Raw genomic sequence first — 24,875 nt, 5'->3', positions numbered from 1 at the left:
GCGTTGCACAGAGGTCAGAAGCGATCGGCGATTCCGCGCGTTAGCCGCCTGCAGTGCGGGAGCAGGCGGATTTCATGCGGAACATTCTTGCCGAATTGGAGCACACATTTCGTTGGGTTCCGGATTGGGTCGTTGGCCTCGGCGTAATCACGGGGGCAGTCGTTGTCGCGCTCATCGTTCACTCGATCGCGCAGCGTCTCGTCCACCGCATGGTGGGACCGAAGAACGCGGTCGCGCCCATGCTGCTTGACCGGACAGCGGGTCCGACGCGGCTGGCGCTGTGCCTTGCCGCCGTCGCGCTGGTCTTGCCGCTGGCGCCGCTCGACGATCTGCTGCGGCAGACGCTCAGCCATGTTTTCGGCGTCGCCGGCATCGCGCTGGTCGGCTGGATTTCGATCCGCGCCGTCGACATGGCGTCGGCAAGGTATCTCGATCGCTTTCGTCTCGACGTGGCCGAGAATTTCCTGGCGCGCAAGCACGTCACCCAGGTTCGCGTCTTCAAGCGGGTCACCGACACGCTGATCGTCATCATCGCGGTCTCAACCGCGCTGATGACGTTCGACTCGGTCAGGCAATATGGCGTCAGCCTGTTCGCCTCCGCCGGCGCCGCCGGCCTGATCGTCGGTCTTGCCGCCAGGCCGCTGCTCAGCAATCTGATCGCCGGCGTGCAGATCGCCGTCACCCAGCCGATCCGGATCGAGGACGCCGTCATCATCGAGAACGAATGGGGCTGGGTCGAGGACATCGCCTCGACCTATGTCGTGATCCGGCTTTGGGACTGGCGGCGCATGGTGGTGCCGCTGTCCTACTTCATCGAGCGCCCGTTTCAGAACTGGACGCGCGACGCGCAATCGCTGATCGGTGCAATCGCGCTGCATGTCGACTACAGCGCCAACGTGCCGGCGATCCGCAAACGACTGGAGCAGGTGGCCAAGGAGTCGCGGCTCTGGGACGGCGCGGTCGCCAATTTGCAGGTGATCGATACTCATCCGCGCACCATCGAGCTGCGCGCGTTGGTCAGCGCCCGCAATGCGCCGCAGTCCTGGGATTTGCGCTGCGAGATCCGCGAGAAGCTGCTGGCGTTCATCCGCGATGAGATGCCGGAGGCGCTGCCGCGCGATCGGGCGATCCTCGCGCCTGCGGCCGACGGATTTGGCCGGGACTTTCTGCGCGGTGCGCCGTCGCGTGAGCGTGCAACTGCGACAGCGTCACCGAACTGATCAGTTATCTGCTTTAATGCCCTGCCATGTGCCGGCCGATCTCGGTGAGGTCGGCCTCGCTGGCGCGGGCTTCATGCACGAACGTGCCGTGGAACATCACGACCAGCCGATCCGACAGCTCCAGGAGCTCATCGAGGTCCTCGCTGACCAACAGCACTGCCGCGCCGCGGTTGCGGGCGGCCATGATCTCGGCGTGGATCTGCGCCACCGCCGCGAAGTCGAGCCCGAAGCAGGGATTGGCGGCGATCAGCACCTCGACGTCGCCCGAGAGTTCGCGCGCCAGCACCGCGCGCTGCACATTGCCGCCCGACAGCGCCGCGATCGGCGTCTCCGGCGTTCGGGTCTTGATCTTGTAGCGGTTGATCTTGCGCTCGGCGTCGTTGCGGAAGGCCGAGCGGTTCAGCCACCAGCCGCCGCGCGCGAACGGGGCACGATCGAACTCGCGGAATGCGATGTTGTCGGCGACGCTCATGCCGCCGACGCAGGCATTCTTCAGCGGCTCTTCCGGCAACAGCGACATCCTGTGGCGCCGCATCTCCGCGCGGCTCGCCGCATAGGTCTCGCCCTGCACACGGATCGCGCCGCTCTCGGCCTCGCGCTGGCCGGCCAAAACCTCCACGAGCTGGCGCTGGCCGTTGCCGGAGACGCCGGCGATGCCGACGATCTCGCCGCTCTTCACGGTCAGCGACACGCCGTGCACGGCGATCGCGCCGGCATCGTCAAGCGCGGTGAGCTTGTCGAGCTCGAGCCGGGCCGCGCCGGTCTCGCCGGTGCGCGGCGGCTGCACCGTCAGCTGCTCGGCGCCGATCATGGTGCGGGCCATCTCGTCCGGCGTCAGCTCGGCGACCCGGCCGCTGCCGGCAAGCTTTCCGCGGCGCAGGATGGTCACCTCGTCGGCAAAGGCCATCACCTCGCGGAACTTGTGCGTGATCATCAGGATGGTGAGCTCGCCCGCGACCACCATCGCGCGCAGCATGCCGAGCACCTCATCGGCTTCGCCCGGCGTCAGCACCGAGGTCGGCTCGTCCAGGATCAGGAAGCGCCGCTTCAGATACAGCTGCTTGAGAATCTCGCATTTCTGCCGTTCGCCGGCGGAGATGTCGGAGACCCTTGCGTCGAGCGGCACCTTGAACGGCATCCGCGCCAGGAAGGCCTCGAGCTCCTTGTTCTCCTTGCGCCAGTCGACCATCGCAGGCACGTCGTCGCGCGCCAGCACCAAATTCTCGGCGACCGTCATCGCCGGCACCAGCGTGAAATGCTGGTAGACCATGCCGAGCCCGAGCGCATGCGCGTCCTTTGGATTGGCGATCGCCTGCTGGCGGCCGCCGACGAGGATGTCGCCTTCGGTGGCGTGGTAATAGCCCATGATGCATTTCACGAGCGTGCTCTTGCCCGCGCCGTTCTCACCGAGCAGGGCGTGGAACGAGCCGGGACGCACCTTGAGCTCGACATTGTCGAGCGCTGTGAAATCACCGAACCGCATGGTCATCGCGATGGCGTCGACGCCGAACGCGCCGGACGGTGCGGGCGGCTCGCCGATGATCACGACAGCGCCCCGATCAGGTCGGCGGATCTGGTCACCGCGCCGAACACGCCGCCCTGCATCTTGATCATCTTCACCGCGTGATCGTGATTACCCTTGTCGGTCGCGCCGCAGCAATCCTCGACCAGCACGCATTCGAAGCCGCGGTCGTTGGCCTCGCGCATCGTGGTGTGGACGCAGACATCGGTGGTGATGCCGGTCAGCACGATGTTCTCGATGCCGCGCAGCCGCAGCATCAGCTCGAGGTCGGTGGCGCAGAACGAGCCTTTTCCGGGCTTGTCGATAACAGGCTCGCCGGGCAGCGGCGCGAGGTCCGGAATGATTTCCCAGCCGGGCTCGCCGCGCACCAGGATGCGGCCGCAGGGGCCGGGATCGCCGATGCCGGCGCCGATCTGGCGCGAGCGCCAGCGCTTGTTGGCTGGCAGGTCGGCCAGATCGGGGCGGTGGCCCTCGCGGGTGTGGATGATGTGAAAACCCTGCGCGCGCATCACCGCGAGCAGCTTCCTGATCGGCTCGATCGGCGCGCGTGTCAGCGAGAGGTCGTAGCCCATCTTGTCGACATAGCCGCCGACGCCGCAGAAATCCGTCTGCATGTCGATGATGATGAGCGCGGTATTCTCTGGCCGCAGATCGCCGTTGTAGGGCCAGGCGTAGGGCTCGGACTTGATGAAGCGCTCGGGCATGACATGATCTTTCGAGATGCTATCGGGTGATCGACAATTCGGCGGGCGCGCCGGTCAGCGTGCGCTTCGGCGAGCAGGTGATGATCATGATCGCGAGCGTCAGGATGTAGGGCGCGGCGTTGAACAGATGATAGCCGGAGGTGATGCCGACCGATTGCAGCGCCGGCCCGAGCGCGGCCGCGCCGCCGAAGGCGAGCGAGGCCCACAGGCACAGCATCGGGTCCCAGCGCGCGAAGATGACAAGCGCGACCGCGGTGATGCCCTGTCCCGAGGAGAGGCCTTCGTTCCAGCTGCCGGGATAGAACAGCGACAGGAACGAGCCGCCGATGCCGGCGAGGAAACCGCCGACCATGGTGGCGCGCAAGCGGATCAGCAGCACCGAATGACCCATCGCGCGCGCCGCGTCGGCGCTCTCGCCGGCGGTGCGGATCAACAGGCCCCAGCGCGTGGTCCTGAACGCCCAATAGAGCAGCGGCGCGATCGCGACGCCGATCAGGAACAACACGTTGATGCGCAGCGCGGCGCGCACCTGCGGCACGTCGCTCCACCAGCCGAAATCGATCGCCGGCAACCGTGCCGCCGTCGGCTCGATCAGCGGCTTGCCGAGGAAGAACGCGAGCCCGGTGCCGAGTAGCATCAGCGCGATGCCGACCGCGATGTCGTTGACGCGCGGCAGCGAGCAGATCCCGGCATGCAGCGCGCCGAACAGGGCGCCGGTGATGCCGGCCGCGAGCACGCCAAGCCATGGCGAGCCGGAGAGATAGGAGATGCCGTAGGCGCTCATCGCGCCCATCACCAGCGTGCCCTCGAGGCCGAGATTGATGCGGCCACTTCGCTCGGTGATGCATTCGCCGAGGCTGACGAACAGGAACGGCGTCGAGACGCGGATGGCGCCGCCGAACACGGCCAGCGGAACGGTCCAGAGCCCGAGCGAAGTATCCGCCATGTCAGGACTTTCCCTTCAGGAAGCCGATGCGCCCGTAGAGCGCGTCGCTCGCCAGCACGAACACGAAGATGATGCCTTGCAGCACCAGCACCGAGGCGTCGGGCAGGCCGAGCCGCCGCTGCAAAAGGCCGCCGGAGGCCGAGATGCCGCCGAGCAGGATCGCCACCGGAATGATCGCCAGCGGATTCTGCCGCGCCAGGAATGCGACGAGGATGCCGGTGAAACCATAGCCCGCCGCGAGGTTGGCGTTGGTGCGGCCCTGCACCGCCGCGACCTCGATCATGCCGGCAAGCCCGGCGCAGCTGCCGGCGAGAAAGCAGACGGTCAGGATCAGCTTGCCGACACTGAGGCCGACGATCTTGGCGGCGCGGATGTTGCCGCCGGCGACGCGCGCCGCGAAGCCGAAGGTGGTGTGATAGATCAGGATGTAGGCGGCAACGGCCGCGACCAGGCCGAACACCAGGCCCCAATGCACGTCGGTGCCGGGAATGGTGCCGATCATGTTGGCGGCGCCGATCTCGCGCGTCGACGGCTTGTTGAGGCTCGCCGGATCGCGCATCGGCCCCTCGACCAGATGGTTCAGAATCGCGAGCGCGATATAGACCAGCAGCAGGCTCGAGATCGTCTCGTTGACCCCGCGGTATTGCCGCAGGCCGCCCGACAGCGTGATCCAGAGGCCGCCGCCGATCATGCCCGCGATCACCATCGCGATCTGCACCACGATCGGCGCCGCGCCCTGCAGCGCCAGCGCCGCCGCGGTCGCCGACAGCGCGCCGATCAGCAGCGCGCCTTCGCCGCCGATGATCACCATGCCGAGCTGCGCCGGCAGCGCCGTGCACAGCGCGGTCAGGATCAGCGGTGCGGCGCGGGTCAGCGTGTTCTGCCAGGAGAAGGCGGTGCCGAACGCGCCGTAATACATGTAGAAATACAGATCGAGCGGGTTCTTGCCGTACAGCGCGACAAAACCGCCGAACACCGCGAGCGCGCCGACCAGCGCCGCGGCCGGGATCAGGATGTATTCGATGCTCGCGCCGTGGCGCTGGAGGAATCCGGGATCGGCGGCCGGAGCGATGCCGGCCGCCTCCACCGATTCCGCCGCCTCGGTCGTCACGCGGTAGCTCCGATCACGCCCTCGACGAGATAGTCCATCTTCTCGAGCTCGGGATCCTGCTGGCCGCGATCAGTGCCGGAAGCGATCACCGTCTTGCCCTTGTTGTCGACGAGTGGGCCCTTGAAGATGGTGTATTCGCCGGCGATGATCTTGGCCTTGACGTCGTCGGCATGCTTGCGCGCTTCTGCCGAGACCATCTCGCCATAGGGCGACACCTTGACGATCTCTTCCTTGAGACCGCCGCGATAGAAGTTCGGGATCGCTTCGCCCGCGGTGATCATCTTGACGAATTTCGGGTAGAGCGCCTCCCAATTCCACTCGGCGCCGGTGAGATAGGCCTTCGGCGCCAGCGGCGACTGGTTGACGTGATAGCCGCATACGAAGGCGCCGCGGCGTGCGGCGTTCTCGACCATCGTCTTCGGTCCGTCGACATGGCAGGTCAGCACGTCGACGCCCTGGTCGATCAGGCTGTTGGTCGCCTCGGCTTCCTTGACCGGCATCGACCAGTCGCCGGTGAAGATCACCTGCGTGGTCGCCTTCGGATTGGCGAGCCGGGCGCCGAGCGTGAATGCGTTGATGTTGCGCAGCACCTGCGGAATCGGCTTGGCGGCGACGAAGCCGAGCTTGCCGCTCTTGGTCGAATAGCCGGCGACGATGCCGGAGATGTATTGCGCCTCGTCGATATAGCCGAAATAGCTGCCCGCATTCTTCGGGTCCTTGTCGGACCACAGGCCGCCGCAATGCTCGAAATGCAGTTTTGGAAACTTGCCCGCCATCTTGAGGACGTGCGGGTTGTAGTAACCGAACGAGGTCGGGAACATGAGCGTGGCGCCGTCGAGATTGATCATGGACTCGATGGTCTTCTCGACCGCATCGGTCTCCGGCACCTTTTCTTCCTCGACCACCTTGATGCCGGGAAGCTTCTTCACCGCCGCCGCGCCCTGGGCGTGGGCCTGGTTGTAGCCGTAGTCGTCGCGCGACCCGACATAGATGAAGCCGACCGTGGTTTCGGCTGCCGCCGCGCCGCGAATGCCGAGCGTGCTGCCAAGCGCCAATGCCGCGCTTCCCTGCAACAAATGCCTTCTTGAAATTCTGCCAAAATCCATCGCCTGCTCCCTCCGGCGGGTCCGGCCCGCCTGTCCTTGTCGCAGCCGCCCGACGGCGGAGCTTGGACGGAGTGTCGCAAGCTTCATGCCAGAGCATGTTTGGCGATCATTGCGCCGTAAGCGATTGAATTCGAACGGAAACGATGAACGACCTGATAGGCTTCGGAAGTCGATCGGGATCGTTCTGCCTATTTTATGAGCGATCGATCGTCGTTGTATGCAATGCCGTTAAGCAGTCGCTAACCGGTGGCGGGCCGATGCGAGCTTCGTCCGGGGTCGGCGCCCGGAGGGTCATTTGCCGGCTGGTGAATCGGATCGGGCCTGCTACGAGTGAGACCGGCTCGGGTGCCGGGTTGGACTGATGGGAAACAGCATGAGCGAGACAAAACCGCCCCCCCTTGGCGGCGAGATCGTGGCACGGATCGATCAGCTCGCGGCGATCTCCGAGACGCCGGAGCATCTGGCGCGAGTGTTCCTCACCGACGAGCACCGCAAGGCGGCCGATCTCATCCTGTCCTGGATGCGCGAGGCCGGCATGAGCCCGCATCTCGACGCCATCGGCAATGTCTGCGGGCGCTACGAGGGCGAGCGGCCGGGCCTGCCGGCGCTGATGCTCGGCTCGCATTACGACACCGTGCGCGACGCCGGCCGATGGGACGGCCCGCTCGGCGTCATCACCGCGATCGCCTGCGTCGACGATCTGAACCGGCGCGGCAAGCGGCTGCCGTTCGCGATCGAGATTGTGGGCTTTGCGGACGAGGAGGGGGTGCGCTTCGCCTCGACCCTGCTCGGCAGCCGCGCGGTCGCCGGCACCTTCGACGAGAGCGTGCTCAACACGCGCGACCGCGCCGGCACCTCGATGCGCGACGCGCTGATCCAGTTCGGGCTCGAGCCCGATCATATCGGCAAGGCGGCGCGCGTCCGCCGCGAGCTGCTCGGTTATGTCGAGCTGCACATCGAGCAGGGCCCCGTGCTGGAGGAGAAGGCGCTGCCGGTCGGCGTCGTGACCGCGATTTCGGGCGCGACCCGGCTTGCCGCCAGTCTCACCGGCGTCGCCGGCCATGCCGGCACGGTGCCGATGAAGCTGCGACGCGATGCGCTGGCGGGCGCTGCCGAATGCATCGTTGCGATCGAACAGTTTTGCAGGTCCGACGAACAAGGCCTCGTCGGCACCGTCGGCTATGTCAGGGCGATGCCGGGCGCCACCAATGTGATCCCGGGCAAGGTGTCCTTCACCATGGACATCCGCTCGCAGAGCGACATGCATCGCAAGCGTGCCGTCGCCGACATCGTGCGGCAGATCGAGGCGATCGCAAACCGCCGCGACCTCGCCTTGCAGATCGACGTCACCCACGAGAACCGCAGCGTGCCCTGCGCGCCGTGGCTGAAGACGCAGATCGCCGAGGCCGTCGCGGCCGAGGGCTATGCCGCGTTCGAGCTGCCGAGCGGGGCGGGGCATGACGGCATGGCGATGGTGGATGTCGCCGATATCGGCATGATCTTCGTGCGCTGCCGCGGCGGGATCAGCCACAATCCGGCCGAACATGTCGAGCTCGCCGATGCCGACACCGGCGCGCGGGTGCTGCTGCGCTTCGTCGAGAATTTTCGTCCGCACGGTGCAGTGAATAGCTAAAATTGCGCGCTTCGCAGGCCTTCGCTGAGGACCGCTTGCTGTCTACGTTGCGTCAGCACGCCGCAAGCACCGGTCCAGGTCCGCTGCCGGACCCGACCCGTGCCGAATCCGCATAGACCAGGCCGCCGTTTCCGGCTCAGCTGGCCTATTGCGGGCCGGGCGTGAAGCGCTAGACTTGGTGCAACGGGGGGTAGTGGACATGAGGTCGTCCGTCGTCCAGGACGTTCAGTTCCCAAAGCAACCGGCGCTGCAGCTGATCTATGACACTGCGCCGATCGGTCTTGCCTACCTCTCTCCCGATTGCCGTTACCTTCAGATCAACCAGCGTCTCACCGAGATCTGCGGCATTTCGGTCGAAGGCCACCTCGGGCGTACGGTGCACGATTGCGTGCCCGCGCTGGCTTCGGCGGTCGAAGGTATCGTTCGGTCGATCATGGAGACCGGAGAGCCCGTCACCGGCGTGGAGGTTTACGGCCAGCGCCCCGGCCACAATGACGAGCGATGCTGGATCACGCATTGGCATCCGCAGCGCGAACCGAACGGGAGCATCGTCGGCGTCAACGTTGCGGCCGAAGAGATCACCGATCGCAAGCGGAGCGAACGCGAGATCCGCGCCGCGCGCGATGCAGCCGAGAAGGCCTTGCACCATCTGCAGGAGACCCAGGCGTCCCTGATCGAGGCGGAAAAGCTCGCGGCGCTGGGCCGGCTGGTCGCCGGCGTCGCGCACGAGATCAACAGTCCGGTCGGCACCAGTCTCACCGTCGCCTCGGTGCTGGAGCAGAAATGCGCCGACTTCGCTGCCGAGGCCGCGCGCGGCAAGCTGAAGCGATCCAGCCTGAGCGATTTCATCGAGGTCGTCGAAAGCGCCTCGTCGCTGCTTGTCGGCAACCTCAAGCGCGCGGCGGACCTGGTGCAGTCGTTCAAGCAGGTGGCGGTGGATCGCAGCTATTTCGACCGCAGCCAGTTCGACCTCGGCGCGGTGACCGAGCAGGTTCTCTCGAGCCTGCGTCCGGCCTTGCCGAAGAACAACCTTGCGCTCGAGGTCGATTGCCCGCCCGGTCTGGCCATGAACAGCTATCCCGGCCCCTACGGCCAGGTGCTGACCAACCTGTTCGTCAATTCGGTGGCGCACGCGTTTCCGGATGGCAAGGGCGGCGTGATCACGATCCGGCTGCGCGCGTCAGGCGCGGACCAGGTCGAGATCCTGTTCGCCGACAACGGTTGCGGGATGGATCACGACGTGCTGCGGCAGGCCTTCGATCCCTTCTTCACGACGCGCCGCGACATCGGCCGCATCGGGCTCGGTCTCCACATCGTTCATAACATCGTCACGAACCGGCTGGGCGGAGAGCTTAATCTCGACAGTGCGCCGGGCATGGGGACAGCCATGCGGATCACGCTGCCACGCGTGGCGCCGCAGCGTGTGACCGACAGTTGATGCCCACAGGGGGCGTTGAGAAGGAAATGCTCCCCCGCTTTCGAGCCGGAAAACGTCCTTCCAAGTAATCGCCGCAAAAGGCATTCCACGACCCTTGCTTCCGCCCCCGTCGTCGCGACATTCTCGGGGTATTCCTGATGGTTACGACGATGAGCCAATCCGCATTCGATCCCTTCGGCGAGCCGGTCCCCGCGGTCGATCCTTCGATCGCGAGCGAGGGCGTGTCGAAATGGCTGAAGACCGCGGGCACCAGCGTGTTCTGGGTGCTGGTGGTCGGCATCGTGCTGGCACGCGCCGTGTATTTCGAGCCCGGCGTGTTCAGCTTCGAGCATGCCGTTGCCTGGGCGCAGGGTCTGTTCGCCGCGCTCTAGCCGCCGGCATCGGCGGCGCCGTCTTCGTGCCCTTTGTCTCCCGAATGATCCCCTCGAACGCCACCGCCGCCGGCACGTCCAGCCGGCCGGGCGATTTCAGTTGCCAGAGCGCGCGCTCGATATGGACGCCCTTGATCGGGATCACCTTCAGCTTTCCGAGCTTCACCTGGTCGTCGATCGTCGCGATCGACACAATGGCGACGCCGACACCGGCGGCGACCGCCTGTTTGATCGCCTCGGTGCTGCCGATCTCGAGCGTCCGCTGCGGCTCGACGTGGTGCGCAGCCAGCGCCTGCGCCACCACCTCGCGCGTGCCTGAGCCGGGTTCCCGCACGATCAGGATCTCGTCGTTCAGTGACCGGATGTCGATCGGCCCCTGGACCGCTGCGAAGCGATGATTTGGACCCGCGATCAGCGCCATCACGTCGGTACGCCAGGCTTCGCTGATCAAATTCTCGTCCTCGACCGGCCCCTCGACCAAGGCGATCTCGATTTCGTGTCCCAGCATCAGCGCGGCGATATCGCTGGTGTTGGCGCTCACGACGTGCAGATCGATGCCGGGAAAGGCACGGTGGAACACGCCAAGATATTCCGGGATCATGTAGGTCGCGATCGTGGTGCTGGCGCCGATCCGCAGCGAGCCGCTGTCGAGGTTGCGCAGCGCCTGCAATTCGTCCTCGGCGGCGCGCTCGGCCGCGAACAGCGTCTCGGCATGCCGCGCCAGCGCCGCGCCCTCCCGGGTCGGCCGCACCCCCTTTGGCGTGCGGTCCAGCAGCCGGCAGCCGACCTGCAGCTCGAAATCCCGCACGCCCTTGGAGATCGCCGGCTGGCTGATGTGCAGGAGGTCGGCGGCGCGGGAGAAACTTCCGGTTCTCGCCACGGCCGCGAACAGGCGGAGCAGATGCAGGTTGAGGGACATAACTTCTCTCTATCGGGGCAGTCCGAAAATATATTAGCCAAGAGGGGTGCCCTGGCGCATAAAATCTTCTCCGAAAAGAGGATTTTGTGCCGGAACCAGAACAAGACCAGAGTCAGAAGCAGGGGGCGCTGAGGCGCATATTCCAGCTCATTCCGGGGATTCTGCTCTGCGGGGTCGTCACGGTCATCTCGCTCGGCATCCAGGCCGCCGAGGAGCGCGTTTTCGACCACCCCTATATCGAGGCTCTCGTCGTTGCGATCCTGCTCGGCATGGCGGTGCGCACCGCCTGGGAGCCGTCGGCGCGCTGGCGCTCGGGCATTGCGTTCAGCGCCAAGCAGCTGCTCGAGGTCGCGGTGATGCTGCTCGGCGCCTCCATCAGCTTTGCCGCGATCGTGGCCTCGGGCGGGCTGCTGATCGGCGCCATCGCCGTGACGGTCGTGATCATGCTGGCGGTGAGCTATGGCCTCAGCCGGATGCTCGGGCTCAAGACCAAACTCGCGATTCTGATCGCCTGCGGCAATTCGATCTGCGGCAACTCGGCGATCGCGGCGGTGGCGCCGGTGATCGAGGCCGACGGCGACGACATCGCCTCGTCGATCTCGTTCACCGCCATTCTCGGCGTGCTGATGGTGCTCGGCCTGCCGCTCCTGATTCCGCTGCTCAAGCTGACGGCGACGCAATACGGCATCCTCGCCGGGCTCACGGTCTATGCCGTGCCGCAGGTGCTGGCGGCGACCGTGCCGGCGGGCATCGTCAGCACCCAGATCGGCACGCTGGTCAAGCTGGTGCGGGTGTTGATGCTGGGCCCGATCGTGATCGGCCTCTCGCTGCTGGTGGCGCGGCGGCGCAAGGGCGGCGACAAGGAGGGCGCTTCAAAGGCAGCGTCGATCAGCCCATTCAAGCTGGTGCCCTGGTTCATCATCGGCTTCCTGGTGCTGGCCGCGCTGCGCTCGTTCCAGCTCGTGCCCGACATCGCGATCGCGCCGGTGACCAAGACGGCGACAATTCTCACCGTCGTCTCGATGGCCGCGCTCGGGCTCGGCGTCGATGTCCGCGTGCTCTCGACCGTCGGCGGCCGCGTGACGGCGGCCGTCACGCTGTCGCTGATGCTGCTGCTGGCCTTGAGCATCGGCCTCGTGCACCTCTTCAAATAGCATCTGCCGTTTCGCTACTCGGCGGCCTTCGCGGTCTTGCCGAACATCCGTGTCGGTGCGGCAAAGCCGCAGGATGTGCCGTCGGTGATCTTGACCTGATCTTCCCAGGGCAGGCGGAAGCGGCCGGACACCATGTCCTGCATGAACGTGTAGGGGCAATCCATCGCGCCGCCCTTCACCGCGACATAGCCGCGGTGCCAGAGCTGATAGATGTTGTTCTCGACGCCCCAGTTGATCCGCGCCTCGCGCACGAGGTCGGGCCGCACCTCGGCGGTGATGATCTCGTCGGGCCGCCCCGTGGTGCCGTGCGCGATGATGCTGCCGTCGAAATTGACGATCATGCCTTCGCCCATCGAGTCGAACGACCCGTCCGAGCCGCACATGCAGACATTGGCCGTCAGCATCAGGTTCTGGAACGCGTTGGCCTGGTTGGTGAAGCGCCAGCTGTCGCGGATCGGCGCGGTGTAGCCTGCGGTGCGGATCATGATCTCCGCGCCCTTGTAGGCGCATTCCCGCGCCATTTCCGGGAACATGCCGTCATGGCAGATGATCAGCGCGATCTTGGCGCCTTTCGGTCCGTCGATCACGGGAATGCCGATGTTGCCGGGCTCCCACGGCTCGACCGGAATCCAGGGATGGAATTTGCGGTAGTACAGTTTGATATCGCCGTGGTCGTCGATGATCAGTCCTGAATTATAGGGGTTGCCATGAGGGTTGAACTCCATGATGGAGAAGCAGCCCCAGATCTTGTTCTCGATGCAGGCCCGCTTGAAAGCCGCGACTTCAGGCCCGTCGAGCCGGCACATGATCTCCGGATTGGTGTCCATCGAGAGGCCGTGCAGCGAGTATTCGGGGAACACGACAAGATCCATGGTGGCGAGATTGCGCCGCGCCTTGCCGACCATCCATACGATGCGCTCGGTCTGCCGTGCCAGGTCGGACCTTGTCGCAACCACAGGCAACTGCAGCTGCACCAGTCCGATCACCACGCCATTTGGTGATTTGTTGAGACCGCCAAGTCCATTCATGCCTGTCCTCCCGCCTGTTTGAAATGGGCTGTCATGTCGCGAACGATGATCTTCGTTCGGTCGGGCTCCCGTCTGGCTCTCAGCTAGCAACGATCATGCCAGCAAGATCGCAGCATGCGCAAATGCAGCGTACGGTCACATGCTGATCGGGATCGCCGCGATGCGCCGCATCATTGCGCAATGGCACGCGGTTTGCTTAATCAAATGCGGGTTTTCTCGCATTCGGGGCGTGCGTCATGGCGAATTCAAGCGGGACGATCGCGGCGGAGCCGGCACCGATCACGCTCGACTGGAGCAGGACCGCGCTCGTCATCATCGACATGCAGCGCGACTTCATGGAGCGAGGGGGCTTCGGCGAGACGCTCGGCAATGACGTCAGCCAGCTTGCCCGCGCGGTGAAGCCGATCGCCGCGGTACTCGCAGCGGTGCGCGACGCCGGGCTGCTCGTGGTCCATACCCGCGAGGGCCATCTGCCCGATCTCTCCGACGCGCCGCCCGCGAAGCTCGAGCGCGGCGCGCCGTCGCTTCGGATCGGCGATCCCGGACCGATGGGACGGATCCTGATCCGCGGCGAGGCGGGGCACGACATCATCCCGGAGCTCTATCCGCAGGGCAGCGAGATCGTGATCGACAAGCCCGGCAAGGGCGCGTTCTACGCCACCGAACTCGGCGACATCCTGCAGAAATACGGCATCGAGAATCTCCTGGTCTGCGGCGTCACCACCGAGGTCTGCGTCAACACCACGGTGCGCGAGGCCAACGACCGCGGCTATCGCTGCGTCGTGATCTCCGACGGCTGCGCGTCCTACTTCCCGGAATTCCACGAGATGGGCCTGAAGATGATCAAGGCCCAGGGCGGCATTTTCGGCTGGGTCACCGATTCAGCCGCGGTGCTGGAAGCGCTCGGGGACTAGCCGCCCTTCACCGCGCCCGCCGTCAGCCCGGCGACGATCTGCCGCTGCGCCATCACGGTCAGCAGCAGCACCGGCGCCGTCACGATCAATGCGGCGGCGGCGAGCGGGCCCCAGCTCAGCTGGTCGAACGAGATCATGTTGTAGACCGCGACCGGCAGCGTGCGGGTCTCGCGTCCGGCCAGCACGATGCCAAAGACGAAATTGTTCCAGGAGAAGATCACCGCGAGGATGAAGGCGACCGCAAGCCCCGGCTTGGCGATCGGCAGCGCGACATGGCGGAACACCTGCCAGCGCGTGGCGCCGTCGATCAGCGCGGCTTCCTCCAGCTCCAGCGGCGTGGTCTCGAAATAGCCGATCATGATCCAGATCACGATCGGCACCGTGACCACGAGATGGATGATGATCTGCGGCACCAGCGTGCCGAGCAGGCCGAGCCACTGGAACAGCAGGAACAGCGGGATCAGATACGACAGGCCCGGCGTGATGCGCGCGATCAGGATCACGATCGCCGATTTATGCGCCGCCATCCGTGCGATGCCGTAGCCGGCGGGCACGCCGACCAGCATCGCAAGAGCTGTGGCGCAGCCGGTGACGACGAGACTGTTGCTGAAATAGGTCAGGAAGCGGTTGGACGCGAACACGTCGGCATAGTTCTTCCAGGCGATATGCTCCGGAAAGAACACCGGCGGATAGGAGGCATTGTCGATCTCGAATTTGAGCGACAGCGAGGCCATCCAGAGAAAAAACAGGATCGCCGGCGAGACGATGACGAACACCGACAGCCAAAGCCCGATCCGGCCGACTATATAGCGCGGGTTCATGCGCCACCCCCGAGCTCTGATGTCCACAGCAGGCGCTTGCGCAGGTAGAGCAGCAGCGCCGCCAGCGCCACGATCAGGAGGAAGAACACCACCGCGATCGCCGAGCCGTAGCCGAGGTCGTAATAGACGAAGGCAACGCTGTAGAGATAGACGTTGATGGTCTCCGACGCCGATCCCGGCCCGCCCTGCGTGATCGCGAAGATGATGTCGAAGCTTTTCACCGCGTCGATCATGCGGATCATGCCGGCGATGAACAGGAACGGCATGATCAAAGGCAGCGTGATGAAGCGGAACACCTGCCAGAAATTGGCACCGTCGATCTGCGCGCTCTCATAGGGTTCGGTCGGGATCGCGGCGAGGCCGCCGAGCACGATCAGCATCACCAGCGGCGTCCATTGCCAGGTCTCGACCAGCACCAGCGAGGGGATCACCGTCGCGGGGTTGAACACCCAGAGCTGCGGCGGCAGCCCGACCAGCGACAGCAGATAGTTGAGCACGCCAAGCTGCGGGTGGAACATCATGGTCCACACCAGCGCGATCGCCACCGGGGTCGCCATCATCGGCATGATGAAGATGCCGCGGAGGAAACCGCGCGCGGCGAATTTCTGGTGAAACACCACCGCCGACAGCGTGCCGAACAGCAACGGCAGCACGACCGACAGCGCGGTGTAGGACAGCGTGTGCCCGACCGCCTCGACGAAGCGCGGATCGGTCGGCAGCCGCAGATAGTTGGCGAGCCCGACGAAGACGGTCGGCGAGCCGACCTTCCATTCCTGCAGGCTCATCCAGATCGTGAACACCCACGGAAAGATGATCACCGCCAGCACCACGACGAGCGCCGGGACCACGAACGGCCAATAGGACGGCGGATGCCATTCACGCGCCGGCGCGGCGTCTCCAGAGCCTGCGGCTCTGGACTCTTGCTTTGACGCGTTTTCTTCACGCGAACCGGTACCCACTTCGCTTGAAAACGCTTTGCTGGCCGCCGCCGGCTCAGTCGGTGTCACCACGCTCACGCTTTTTCGCTACGCTCCAGGATGGGGCGGAATTGCTCGTGCGCCTTCTTCAGCTCGGTGGCGGGATCGGCGCCCGACAGCGTTGCGGTCAGCGCCGCGCCGACGATGTCGCGGAATTCGGCGACCGGGATGATGACGGGCAGGCCGAGCTTCGAGATCTTGGCGGAATCAACCACCGACTGCAGCCATTCCTTGGTCTTCACGCCCTTGGCGACTTCGGCATCGTCGACGATGGAGTTGCGGAACGGCACGCCGCCGCCGGCCTGCAGCAGGCGCGCGCCCTGTCCGCGCGAGACCACCCATTGGCAGAGCAAATAGGCGGCTTCCTTGTTCTTGCTCGCCGCGGCGATGCCGACGCCGTCGCCATAGGTCGAGGAGAACTTGCCCTTGGGGCCGGCGGGCACCAGCGTGTAGCCGACCTTGCCGACGACGCGCGAGGCGGCGGGATCTTCCAGCGGCGGCGCCCAGCCGTCGGCGTCGATCCACATCGCCGACCGGCCCTGCGTGAAGGAGGCCATCGACTCCATCCAGTTGAAGCCGGCGACGCCGGGAGGCGCGCATTTCGTCAGCAGCCGCTGATAGAGCTTGGTGGCCTCGATCGCCTCGGGGCCGTCGGTCAGGATGTTGCCCTTGGCATCGAGGAATTCGCCGCCATAGTTCAGATAGAAGTTGGTCCACATCGCCATGTTGGCGTTGCGCAGGCCGCGGCCGACAAAGCCGTAGATGCCTTCCTTCGGATCGGTCAGCTTCTCGGCCGCGATTGCCATCTCCTCCAGCGTCTTCGGGACCTCGACGCCCTTCTTCTGGAGCAGCTCCTTGTTGTAGTAGAGGATGAAATAGTCGACCGACCACGGCAGCGACAGCATCTGGCCCTTGTCGTTGCGCGCATATTGCAGCCCGGCCGCCGAGAAATCGCTCTCGACGAGGTCCGGCGGCGTCATGCTCGGATCCCTGAGATAGCCCGACATGTCGGCGAGCCAGCCGGCCTTCTCGAATTGCCGCTTCTGCACGTGATAGCTGAGGTGCACGACGTCGAAGCTCGGCTTGCCCGAGGACAGCTCGATCACGCATTTCTGGCGCTGCTGCTGCTCGGGGATCTGCTCCGACTCGACCTTGATGCCGGTGAGCTCGGTAAATTCCTTGATGTATTTCTGCAGATTGTCGCCGCGCGGCCCCTTGGCGAGGATCACCTCGAGCGTGGTGCCGGAATATTTCTTCCAGTTGACGTCGGCGCGGGCCGGAAATCCGGTCAGTCCGACCGCGCCGGCGGCCGCGGTGCCGGCCAGCATCTGCCGGCGCGAGATCAGGTGATGCGACATGTTTCTCTCCCTGGACGGTTCTTGTTTGGGAGAGATACTAGCGCCTCAACTTTCTGTGCCTAGTCCCACATGCGCGGCGCCGTTGCATAACGCTGCGCCGCGCATGGTATGGCAGCTATGCCTTGACGAAAGCGAGCAGGGTGCCGTTGCCGGAAGCCGGCGGCACGGTGATGCTGTTGCCGCTCTTCACGCCGGCTGAGCCGAGCGCCTTCTCGGTCGCGGCAAGGTCGGCCGCGATCACGAGGCCGGCGCCGCCGCGATCGGACAGGCCGTCCAGCGACACGCCGGGATAGCGCTTGCCGAGCTGCTCTTTGGTCAGGAACACGAAGTCGGCGCGGTCGCCGCCGGACGGTACTGCAACCGCACCGTCGGCGTCGTTCCTGACGGCGACGTCGATCATCTTGGAGAGATGTGCGGCATCGGCGGCGGGATCGGGCGAGACGATCAGCACCTGCTTGAGGCGTTTTGCCCCATTGGCGTGCGCCATCAATTCGGGAATCCACACCGTCTCGCGAGTCTTGTGCTGGCAGGCGAAGATGCGGACGCCGCCGGGCGCTTCCGCGGTCGGCCACTGGAAGGTGCGGAATTTCGCCGCGGAGACCGTGCCATCAGGCAGGGTCACCGGGCGCTCGAAATCGGTCGGCCCGATCGGCGCATAGCCGCGCGCGCGAATCTCCTCGGCACCAGCAGCGGAATCCACCGCGGTGAACGCGATGCGTTCGATGCCTTCGCCGCGCTTCTCGAGGAAGGCGCGCGCCGGAGCATTGTGTTCAGTCGGCGTCAGCACGCCGAGCAATTCCATGTAGTCGGGGTCGAACATGATGGTGTAATTGCCCGATCCCATATGCGCGCTATGGGTGCCGCGCGGCGACACGGTGAAACCGAGCCGCTTGTAGTTCTCGGCGGCCTTGTCGAGGTCCTTCACCATGACCACGGCGTGATCGATTCCGATGACGTTCTTGAGTGCCACTTGTTGTCTTCCCGGCTGGAATAGGAGAGTAGAATTAGCTAACCAGAATGACCGGGCGCCCGCAAGAAAGGATCATGATGAACAGCAATGCCGTGCGCTGGCCCAATTCGCTCTGGGCAGCAGTGACGCCGTCCGGCCCTGATTGTCCCGAGCTGACCGGCGCGCAGCAGGCCGATGTCGTGATCATCGGCGGCGGCTTCACCGGTCTGTCGACCGCACTGCATCTGCGCGAGGCCAATGTCGACGTCGCGATCGTCGAGGCCGCCGAACCGGGCTGGGGAGCCTCGGGGCGCAACAACGGCCAGGTAATCCCGACGCTGTCGCGGCCCGATCCCGACGACATCATCGCGAGGCACGGCGCAGCCGGCGAGCGCTTCGTCGCGATGCTGCGCGACAGTGCCGCTGATTTGTTCGACGTCGTCAAGCGCTACAGCATCGAGGCCGAGCAGGAGCAGGCCGGCTGGGTGCAGCCGGTGCACTCGCCGGGCCGTATCAAGATCGCGGAGTGGCGGGTGCAGCAATGGTCGAAATTCGGCGCGCCGGTCGAATTGCTGTCGCGCGATCAGACCAGCGACATGCTCGGCTCGAATGCCTGGTACGGCGGCTTCTGGAACAGGACCGGCGGCCACGTCAATCCGCTGGCGCTGGCGCGCGGCCTTGCGCGCACCGTGCTCAGCCTCGGTGCGCGGATCTATGCCCGCTCGCCGGCACTCAGTTTCGAGCGCCGCGGCGTTCGCTGGGTGGTGAAGACGGAAAACGGTGAAATCTCCGGCCGCGCGCTGGTGGTCGCGACCAATGCCTATAGCGGCGAGTTCGCGAAATCGCTGGTGCCTGACATCGCGACCGAGGTGATGCCGGTGCTGTCGTGGCAGATGGCGACGCAGCCGCTGTCGGACAATGTCCGCAAGACCATCATTCCCGGCCGGCAGGCGATGTCGGACACCCATGGCGAACTGTATTTTGCGCGTTACGACGCCCGCAATCGCCTCGTCACCGGCGGTGCCGTGCTCGGCCCGGGCGACAAGGCCGGGCGGCTGAAGGCGCGGGTGACCGAGCGGTTGCAGCGCCTGTGGCCGCAGATCGGCGAGGTCTCCTTCGACTATGTCTGGAACGGCTATGTCGGGATGACCGCGGATTTCCTGCCGCGCATGCACCGGCTGGGTCCCAACGCCTATGGCTGGACCGGCTGCAATGGCCGCGCGGTCGCATTGACGATCCCGCTCGGCCGCGAATTGGCACGCGCGGTCCAGGGCGTCCCGGAAAGCGAGCTGGCGCTGCCGTTCTCCGAACCGGTGCACTACATGGCGCACGGATTGCTGCGCAAACTCGCGCCATGGATGCTGGTGCTCTACCGGCGCCGCGATGCACAGGAGCTGGTCAAGGGCGATCGTTTCGAGTTGCTGCGATGGGCGGAGTATTTCCTCGCCTCGCGCCGTTCACGGTAAGCGCGGAGCAACGTCGCTCCACGCACGCGAGATCAAGGGCATGGAGGGGCAAGCCGCCCGAGGTGGGGACTGGTCGGAGAGCGTCGCTGGAAGAGTGGGGGCCCAAGCAGGTTCGGCCGGGTGCCGCGATCACGAGGATTCCGCCGTCGGCGGATAGCGTTGTGGAAACCCCGACGCGACGCAGGCGTTATTGCCAGATAGCAACCCTGGGAGGTGGGCATGGCGAGGAAGCGCATTGGTCTTCTCACGGGAGGCGGTGACGTCCCCGGCCTTAACGCGGTGATCAAGAGCGTGACTTATCGCGGCAGCGAGGACGACATCGAGGTTATCGGTCTCCGCCGCGGCTGGGAGGCCCTCACGCACCTGAACCTCGACGACCCGTCGAGCAAGTCCCATTACATCATCCCGCTGAACCGCGAAAACACGCGCGTCATCGACCGGCGCGGCGGCACCGTGCTGCACTCGAGCCGTACCAATCCCTCTAAAATGAAGAAGTTGCCCGATCATCTCGCGGGCCGCGACTTTCCGGTTTCCCGGAGTACCAAGGGTGGCATCGCAACCACGACGTGGGACCTCACCGACGAGGTGCTCGCGAACCTCGCGGGGCTCGGTATCGAACATCTGATCGCCATCGGCGGCGACGATACTCTCAGCTACGCGGACAAGCTCAACAGGCGAGGCGTCAAGATCATTGCCATCCCGAAGACGATGGACAACGACGTGCGCAACACCGAATACTGCATCGGCTTCTCGACCGCGATCACCCGTGCCAGCGATGCCATCCAGCGCCAGCGCACCACCGTCGGCTCGCACGAGCGAATCGGCATTTTCCGCGTCTTTGGTCGCGATGCCGGCTTTACGGCACTCTATACCGCATACGCAACCTCGATCCGATGCGCCATACCGGAGTACAAGGTCGATCTCGGCAAGCTGATCCAGCTTCTCCTCGATGACAAGCACGGCAACCCAAGCAATTACGCGCTGATCGTGCTCAGCGAGGGCGCCGAGTGGGAGGGCTACAAGGTGCAGGAATTCGGCGAGCCTGACGCCTACGGTCACCGCAGGAGGGCGAGCGTGGCCGAAGCGTTCGCGGACGAGATCAAGCGGCGCACCGGCGAGGAGACCATCGTCTCCGACCTCACCTACGACCTGCGGTCAGGCGATCCGGACTTCATCGACAAGCTTGTGGCGCTGACGTTCGGCAACATGGCTTACGATGCGATCCTGGAAGGCAAAACCGGCCTCATGTCGGCGCTGGTCGAGGGCCGCTACGACCTCGTGCCGATCCCCGATGCCAAGCTCGGGGCACGCAAATTGGACGTCGCAAGCGCGTACAACACCGAGCGCTACCGTCCCCTCTATTCCAACAAGCGGGGCCTGCCGATCTTTCTCAACCGCGCTTCATAGGGCGGGTGGTAACCCCATCGAGCATGACGAGCTATTCCAGGTGCGTCGATCGCCCGTATCGACAGGCGGTGACGGAGGGGCCATAGTTCCGCAAGGAATTTGCGCAGGGAACCTGTCGCACCACACGACGTTCTTCTTCGCAAATGAGCGCGCCGTCGCCCCCGGCGCAGCGAGCGCCGAGGCGAAGGCGCTGCGCTGCGGTCGGAGGGATGCTCATGAAACTCACCATTTCGGTCATCAAGGCTGACATTGGCTCCGTTGGAGGCCACACCAAACCATCTGCGCGCATGATGACGGCTGTCGAAGGGGAGGTCGCGAAAGCGATCGACAACGGTCTCCTGATCGACGGTTTCGTGCGCCATACCGGCGACGATATTGCGATCATCATGACCCACACGCGGGACGAAGGGAGCTCCGAAGTCCACCAATTCGCCTGGAAGACGTTTCTCGCGGCCACTGCGGTTGCGAAGACCTCCGGGCTCTACGGCGCCGGCCAGGATCTTCTCGTCGACGCCCCTTCCGGAAACGTTCGCGGCGCGGGCCCGGCCGTCGCCGAACTCAGCTTCGACCACAGCCTCTCGGGCGCGAGACCCGCGGAGTCCTTCATGGTGTTCGCCGCAGACAAATGCGGCCCCGGCGCCTACAACCTGCCGCTCTATCTGGCTTTTGCCGATCCCATGTATTGCGCCGGGCTGATGCTGCCCCCGATGATCAAGGGCTTCCGTTTCCATATCATCGATATGGACAACACGGCCGGCGACAGCGTGATCGAACTCGATGCGCCCGCGGACGGCTACCACATTGCGGCGCTGCTTCGCGACAACGAGCGTTTCGGCATTGACCGCATCGTCTCAAAAACCTATGGCGAGGTCGCCGTCGCGGTTTCGGCGCAGCGCCTTCACTCCATTGCAGGCAAGTACACCGGCAAGGATGATCCGGTCGCGGTCGTCAGGAACCAGGGTATTTTCGCGGCGCCCGAAGAAATCATCTCGCCCTTCGCCAAGGCGCACTTCGTGGGCGGCGATGCGCGCGGCTCGCATGTGATGCCGCTCATGCCGGTGCCGCTCAACACCCCAGTGACGGGGATGTACTGCCTGCCGATCGTTTCCTGCGTCGGCTTCTCGATCGACCGGGACGGGAAGTTCTCGGAGTCCTACACCGATTTCTTTGACAACCTTGCGTGGGACGAGGTCCGCCAGCGCGCGCAGCGCAAGGCGATCGAGATGCGCAGCCAGGGCTGGTCCGGCGCTGCGATGCTGCCCTATTCAGAGCTGGAATATGGCGGCTTCCGCGACACGGTATCCGGATTGCTGAAGCGCTTCCGGCTGCGCGAGGAGCCCAAGCCACAAGCGGCGGAGTAGGGCCGCGCGTGCCCGGCTACACGGTTGCGGTATCGTGCTCGCGCGCGAACGCGCCGCCGGGGATCGCTGACAGCAGCGCCTGCGTATAGGGATGTTGGGGCTTGCCGAACACCTCGGCGGTCAGCCCTTGCTCGACCACGGCACCATCCTTCATCACGGCGACGAGATCGCAGATCTGCGCGGCAACGCGCAGATCGTGGGTGATGAAGATGATGGAGAGGCCGAGCTGCTGGCGCAGTCCGGCAAGCAGCTTCAGGACTTGCGCCTGCACCGAGACGTCGAGCGCCGAGACCGGCTCGTCGGCAACCAGCACGTCGGGCTTCAGAGCCAGCGCGCGGGCGAGACCGATGCGCTGGCGCTGACCGCCGGAGAATTCGTGCGGATAGCGATCGCCGGCGGACGGGTCGAGCCCGACCAGTTCGAACAGTTCTCGCGCTTCCGCAATAGCCGTGGCACGATCGGTGCCATGGACGATCGGTCCCTGCGCCACGAGCTCAGCCGCCTTGCGGCGCGGGTTGAGCGAGGCGAACGGATCCTGGAACACCATCTGGATGTGGCGCGTCTCGCGCCTGATCTCGTCGCGGCCGAGCTTCGCCCAATCCTTGCCGTCGAGCACGATCGATCCGTTGTCGGGATCGATCAGCCGCACGATGCAGCGCGCGAGCGTCGATTTGCCCGAACCGGACTCGCCGACGATGCCGAGCGTCGCGCCGCGCGGCAGGTGCAGCGAGACGTTCTTGACGGCTTCCGTGATCCGCGCGCCGCGGCCGAGGAAGCCGCCGGTGCGGTAGGTCTTGGAGACGCCGTCGATGGTCAGGATGTCCTTGCCGGACAGGATGCGCGGCGGCGGCGCCTTCAGCGGCGGAACGGCTGCGATCAGTTGTTTCGTGTAGGCATGCTGCGGATCGTTCAGCACCTTGTCGGCCGCGCCCTGCTCGACGATCGCGCCGTGCTGCATCACCACGACGCGGTCGGCGATCTCGGCGACCACGCCGAAATCATGCGTGATGAACAGCACCGCGGTCTTCTTGCGCTGCTGCAAATCGCGGATCAGCTTCAGGATCTGTGCCTGGGTCGTGACGTCGAGCGCGGTGGTCGGCTCGTCCGCGATCAAGAGCTTCGGGTCGAGCGCCAGCGCCATCGCGATCATGGCGCGCTGGCGCTGGCCGCCGGACAGCTCGTGCGGATAGGCTTTTGCGGCCGCCTTGGGGTCGGGGATGCGGACGTCCTCGAGCAGCGCCAGCACCCGCGCATTGATCTCGGACTTCGAGAGAGCGGTGTGGATCGCAAACATCTCGCCGATCTGGTCGCCGATGGTGCGCAGCGGATTGAGCGCGGTCATCGGTTCCTGGAAGATCATCGCGATGCCGGCGCCGCGCACATCGCGCATTTCGGCGCTGTCGGCGGCGCAGAGGTCGCGGCCGTCGAACATCATCCGGCCCCGTTCGATCGTCACCTCGTTCGGCAGCAGCCGCATGATGGCGTTCGCCATCATCGACTTGCCGGAGCCGGACTCGCCGACCACGCAGAGGATCTCGTTGGAGGCGATCGACAAGGAGACGTCGGACAGCGCATGCGGGCGGTCGGCGCCCTTGGGCAGGCGCACCGTCAGGGCGTCGAGGGAAAGGACGCTCTCGCTCATCGGCTCTTCAGCCTCGGATTGAGCGCATCGTTGAGGCCCTGGCCGACCAGCGACACCGCGAGCACGGTGACGAGGATCGCAATGCCGGGGATCGCCGAGACGTACCACTGCACCCGGAGCACGTCGCGGCCGAGCCCGATCAGGTTGCCCCAGGAGGCGACGTTGGGATCGGACAGCCTCAGGAAGGCGAGCGCGCTTTCCAGCAGGATCGCGACCGCCATCACCACGCTGGCGTAGACGATCACAGGCGGCAGCGCGTTGGGCAGGATTTCGCCAAGGATCAGCTGGACGTCCTTCATGCCAAGCGTCTTGCCGGCCTGGACGAATTCGCGGTTGCGCAGCGACAGGAACTCGGCGCGGGTCAGCCGCGCCGGCGCCGGCCACGACACCGCTCCAACTGCAATGGTCACCGTGGTCAGGGTCGAGCCGAACACCGCGACCAGCACCAGCAGCAGCACGAAGTTCGGCAGCGTCTGAAATGCCTCGGTGATCCGCATCAGCACATTGTCGACCCAGCCGCCGTAATAGCCGGCGAAGGCGCCGACCAGGATGCCGATCAGGATCGCGATCACGGTGGCGACGCCGCCGATCAGGAGCGAGATCCGCGCGCCGTAGAAGATCTGGGCGGCGATGTCGCGGCCGGAATTGTCGGTGCCGAGCAGGAAGCGCGGGTTGGAGAACGGCCAGATCAGCGGCCGGCCGGCAAGGGCGAGCGGATCGCGCGGATAGAGGAGACCCGCGCTGATCGCCATCGCGATCACAAGCAGCAGCAGGATCAGGCCGATCACCGCGGCCGGGCTACGGAAATAGCGTTTCACGGCGTCCATC

22 protein-coding genes are annotated in these 24,875 nt (G+C 65.4%); 9 read left to right on the top strand and 13 right to left on the bottom strand.

Annotated features, from left to right (window positions below):
* The first annotated feature begins 74 nt into the window (after nucleotides 1–74).
* The gene (locus E2I15_RS11290) at nucleotides 75–1,220 is read left to right on the top strand and encodes a mechanosensitive ion channel family protein (protein ID WP_137477191.1); all 1,146 of its coding nucleotides are present in this window, start codon (nucleotides 75–77) and stop codon (nucleotides 1,218–1,220) included.
* A 13-nt stretch (nucleotides 1,221–1,233) separates the two neighbouring features.
* Here E2I15_RS11290 and E2I15_RS11285 read toward each other — a convergent pair whose 3' ends face one another.
* Genes E2I15_RS11285 through E2I15_RS11265 form a run of 5 tightly spaced genes read right to left on the bottom strand, consistent with a single transcriptional unit; the run spans nucleotide 1,234 to nucleotide 6,609 of the window.
* A complete protein-coding gene (locus E2I15_RS11285; RefSeq protein ID WP_137477190.1) occupies nucleotides 1,234–2,766 on the bottom strand; it encodes an ABC transporter ATP-binding protein in 1,533 nt (510 codons plus the stop codon).
* Nucleotides 2,763–3,446 carry a biuret amidohydrolase gene (biuH, locus tag E2I15_RS11280; protein WP_137477189.1) on the bottom strand — a complete coding sequence of 228 codons (684 nt, stop codon included), beginning with the start codon at nucleotides 3,444–3,446 and terminating at the stop codon, nucleotides 2,763–2,765. Before biuH ends, E2I15_RS11285 begins: the two co-directional genes overlap by 4 nt.
* Nucleotides 3,447–3,465: 19 nt before the next feature.
* A complete protein-coding gene (locus E2I15_RS11275) occupies nucleotides 3,466–4,392 on the bottom strand; it encodes an ABC transporter permease (protein ID WP_137477188.1) in 927 nt (308 codons plus the stop codon).
* Nucleotide 4,393: 1 nt separating this feature from the next.
* The gene (locus E2I15_RS11270; RefSeq protein WP_137477187.1) at nucleotides 4,394–5,503 is read right to left on the bottom strand and encodes an ABC transporter permease; all 1,110 of its coding nucleotides are present in this window, start codon (nucleotides 5,501–5,503) and stop codon (nucleotides 4,394–4,396) included.
* Nucleotides 5,500–6,609 (bottom strand): BMP family ABC transporter substrate-binding protein, encoded by a 1,110-nt coding sequence (locus E2I15_RS11265; RefSeq protein WP_137477186.1) that lies wholly within the window; start codon nucleotides 6,607–6,609, stop codon nucleotides 5,500–5,502. Before E2I15_RS11265 ends, E2I15_RS11270 begins: the two co-directional genes overlap by 4 nt.
* 373 nt (nucleotides 6,610–6,982) lie before the next feature.
* Here E2I15_RS11265 and E2I15_RS11260 point away from each other — a divergent pair, with 373 nt between their 5' ends.
* The 3 genes from E2I15_RS11260 to E2I15_RS11250 all read left to right on the top strand — a co-directional run bounded on the left by E2I15_RS11260 (nucleotide 6,983) and on the right by E2I15_RS11250 (nucleotide 10,051).
* On the top strand, nucleotides 6,983–8,242 hold the full coding sequence (locus tag E2I15_RS11260; RefSeq protein WP_170991418.1) for an allantoate amidohydrolase: 1,260 nt from the start codon (nucleotides 6,983–6,985) through the stop codon (nucleotides 8,240–8,242).
* A gap of 199 nt (nucleotides 8,243–8,441) precedes the next feature.
* Nucleotides 8,442–9,680, top strand: coding sequence for an ATP-binding protein (locus tag E2I15_RS11255; protein WP_137477184.1), 1,239 nt, complete (start codon nucleotides 8,442–8,444; stop codon nucleotides 9,678–9,680).
* 149 nt (nucleotides 9,681–9,829) lie between these two features.
* Entirely contained in the window at nucleotides 9,830–10,051 is a 222-nt protein-coding gene (locus E2I15_RS11250) for a hypothetical protein (RefSeq protein WP_038377517.1), read from the top strand.
* On the opposite strand, the gene E2I15_RS11245 is transcribed toward E2I15_RS11250, so the two are convergent.
* A complete protein-coding gene (locus E2I15_RS11245; protein ID WP_137477183.1) occupies nucleotides 9,999–10,970 on the bottom strand; it encodes a LysR substrate-binding domain-containing protein in 972 nt (323 codons plus the stop codon). The two genes, E2I15_RS11250 and E2I15_RS11245, sit on opposite strands and share 53 nt — an antisense overlap.
* 86 nt (nucleotides 10,971–11,056) lie before the next feature.
* Here E2I15_RS11245 and E2I15_RS11240 point away from each other — a divergent pair, with 86 nt between their 5' ends.
* Entirely contained in the window at nucleotides 11,057–12,124 is a 1,068-nt protein-coding gene (locus E2I15_RS11240; RefSeq protein WP_137477182.1) for a YeiH family protein, read from the top strand.
* 14 nt (nucleotides 12,125–12,138) lie between these two features.
* Here E2I15_RS11240 and E2I15_RS11235 read toward each other — a convergent pair whose 3' ends face one another.
* Nucleotides 12,139–13,152: a formamidase gene (locus tag E2I15_RS11235; protein ID WP_137477181.1), complete on the bottom strand. Its 1,014-nt coding sequence runs from the start codon at nucleotides 13,150–13,152 to the stop codon at nucleotides 12,139–12,141.
* Nucleotides 13,153–13,388: 236 nt separating this feature from the next.
* On the opposite strand from E2I15_RS11235, the gene E2I15_RS11230 reads away from it, so the two are divergent.
* The gene (locus E2I15_RS11230) at nucleotides 13,389–14,066 is read left to right on the top strand and encodes a cysteine hydrolase family protein (protein ID WP_137477180.1); all 678 of its coding nucleotides are present in this window, start codon (nucleotides 13,389–13,391) and stop codon (nucleotides 14,064–14,066) included.
* On the opposite strand, the gene E2I15_RS11225 is transcribed toward E2I15_RS11230, so the two are convergent.
* The 4 genes from E2I15_RS11225 to E2I15_RS11210 form a co-directional block, all read right to left on the bottom strand.
* On the bottom strand, nucleotides 14,063–14,887 hold the full coding sequence (locus E2I15_RS11225; protein WP_155262313.1) for a carbohydrate ABC transporter permease: 825 nt from the start codon (nucleotides 14,885–14,887) through the stop codon (nucleotides 14,063–14,065). The two genes, E2I15_RS11230 and E2I15_RS11225, sit on opposite strands and share 4 nt — an antisense overlap.
* On the bottom strand, nucleotides 14,884–15,846 hold the full coding sequence (locus E2I15_RS11220; RefSeq protein ID WP_422109819.1) for a carbohydrate ABC transporter permease: 963 nt from the start codon (nucleotides 15,844–15,846) through the stop codon (nucleotides 14,884–14,886). The genes E2I15_RS11225 and E2I15_RS11220 overlap by 4 nt, the downstream gene beginning before the upstream one ends.
* A 53-nt stretch (nucleotides 15,847–15,899) precedes the next feature.
* A complete protein-coding gene (locus tag E2I15_RS11215; RefSeq protein ID WP_137477177.1) occupies nucleotides 15,900–17,222 on the bottom strand; it encodes an ABC transporter substrate-binding protein in 1,323 nt (440 codons plus the stop codon).
* A gap of 115 nt (nucleotides 17,223–17,337) precedes the next feature.
* Complete coding sequence (locus tag E2I15_RS11210; protein ID WP_137477176.1) at nucleotides 17,338–18,192, bottom strand: VOC family protein; 855 nt, start codon at nucleotides 18,190–18,192, stop codon at nucleotides 17,338–17,340.
* Between the two features lie 77 nt (nucleotides 18,193–18,269).
* On the opposite strand from E2I15_RS11210, the gene E2I15_RS11205 reads away from it, so the two are divergent.
* From E2I15_RS11205 to E2I15_RS11195, 3 genes are all read left to right on the top strand, one after another.
* Nucleotides 18,270–19,637 (top strand): NAD(P)/FAD-dependent oxidoreductase, encoded by a 1,368-nt coding sequence (locus E2I15_RS11205; RefSeq protein WP_137477359.1) that lies wholly within the window; start codon nucleotides 18,270–18,272, stop codon nucleotides 19,635–19,637.
* A 219-nt stretch (nucleotides 19,638–19,856) separates the two neighbouring features.
* The gene (locus tag E2I15_RS11200; RefSeq protein WP_137477175.1) at nucleotides 19,857–21,044 is read left to right on the top strand and encodes a 6-phosphofructokinase; all 1,188 of its coding nucleotides are present in this window, start codon (nucleotides 19,857–19,859) and stop codon (nucleotides 21,042–21,044) included.
* Between the two features lie 143 nt (nucleotides 21,045–21,187).
* Nucleotides 21,188–22,405, top strand: a complete 1,218-nt coding sequence (locus tag E2I15_RS11195; RefSeq protein WP_276486392.1) for a fructose-1,6-bisphosphatase — start codon at nucleotides 21,188–21,190, stop codon at nucleotides 22,403–22,405.
* 16 nt (nucleotides 22,406–22,421) lie between these two features.
* Here the strand turns inward: E2I15_RS11195 and E2I15_RS11190 are convergent, their stop codons facing one another.
* On the bottom strand, nucleotides 22,422–24,047 hold the full coding sequence (locus E2I15_RS11190; protein WP_137477174.1) for an ABC transporter ATP-binding protein: 1,626 nt from the start codon (nucleotides 24,045–24,047) through the stop codon (nucleotides 22,422–22,424).
* Entirely contained in the window at nucleotides 24,044–24,874 is an 831-nt protein-coding gene (locus E2I15_RS11185) for an ABC transporter permease (protein ID WP_137477173.1), read from the bottom strand. Before E2I15_RS11185 ends, E2I15_RS11190 begins: the two co-directional genes overlap by 4 nt.
* Nucleotide 24,875: the final 1 nt, after the last annotated feature.

This window comes from Bradyrhizobium sp. BR2003, from assembly GCF_009720285.1.
In the GTDB taxonomy this organism is placed as follows: domain Bacteria; phylum Pseudomonadota; class Alphaproteobacteria; order Rhizobiales; family Xanthobacteraceae; genus Bradyrhizobium; species Bradyrhizobium elkanii.
Note: the sequence above shows the minus strand (reverse complement) of the source record. Positions and strands in the feature narration are given on the sequence as shown.

Coding starts and splice junctions, on each gene's coding strand:
- E2I15_RS11290 (WP_137477191.1), top strand. CDS start 75: ATGCGGAACATTCTTGCCGAATTGGAGCACACATTTCGTTGGGTTCCG.
- biuH (WP_137477189.1), bottom strand. CDS start 3,446: ATGCCCGAGCGCTTCATCAAGTCCGAGCCCTACGCCTGGCCCTACAAC.
- E2I15_RS11275 (WP_137477188.1), bottom strand. CDS start 4,392: ATGGCGGATACTTCGCTCGGGCTCTGGACCGTTCCGCTGGCCGTGTTC.
- E2I15_RS11265 (WP_137477186.1), bottom strand. CDS start 6,609: ATGGATTTTGGCAGAATTTCAAGAAGGCATTTGTTGCAGGGAAGCGCG.
- E2I15_RS11260 (WP_170991418.1), top strand. CDS start 6,983: ATGAGCGAGACAAAACCGCCCCCCCTTGGCGGCGAGATCGTGGCACGG.
- E2I15_RS11255 (WP_137477184.1), top strand. CDS start 8,442: ATGAGGTCGTCCGTCGTCCAGGACGTTCAGTTCCCAAAGCAACCGGCG.
- E2I15_RS11250 (WP_038377517.1), top strand. CDS start 9,830: ATGAGCCAATCCGCATTCGATCCCTTCGGCGAGCCGGTCCCCGCGGTC.
- E2I15_RS11245 (WP_137477183.1), bottom strand. CDS start 10,970: ATGTCCCTCAACCTGCATCTGCTCCGCCTGTTCGCGGCCGTGGCGAGA.
- E2I15_RS11235 (WP_137477181.1), bottom strand. CDS start 13,152: ATGAATGGACTTGGCGGTCTCAACAAATCACCAAATGGCGTGGTGATC.
- E2I15_RS11230 (WP_137477180.1), top strand. CDS start 13,389: ATGGCGAATTCAAGCGGGACGATCGCGGCGGAGCCGGCACCGATCACG.
- E2I15_RS11225 (WP_155262313.1), bottom strand. CDS start 14,887: ATGAACCCGCGCTATATAGTCGGCCGGATCGGGCTTTGGCTGTCGGTG.
- E2I15_RS11215 (WP_137477177.1), bottom strand. CDS start 17,222: ATGTCGCATCACCTGATCTCGCGCCGGCAGATGCTGGCCGGCACCGCG.
- E2I15_RS11205 (WP_137477359.1), top strand. CDS start 18,270: ATGAACAGCAATGCCGTGCGCTGGCCCAATTCGCTCTGGGCAGCAGTG.
- E2I15_RS11200 (WP_137477175.1), top strand. CDS start 19,857: ATGGCGAGGAAGCGCATTGGTCTTCTCACGGGAGGCGGTGACGTCCCC.
- E2I15_RS11195 (WP_276486392.1), top strand. CDS start 21,188: ATGAGCGCGCCGTCGCCCCCGGCGCAGCGAGCGCCGAGGCGAAGGCGC.
- E2I15_RS11190 (WP_137477174.1), bottom strand. CDS start 24,047: ATGAGCGAGAGCGTCCTTTCCCTCGACGCCCTGACGGTGCGCCTGCCC.
- E2I15_RS11185 (WP_137477173.1), bottom strand. CDS start 24,874: ATGGACGCCGTGAAACGCTATTTCCGTAGCCCGGCCGCGGTGATCGGC.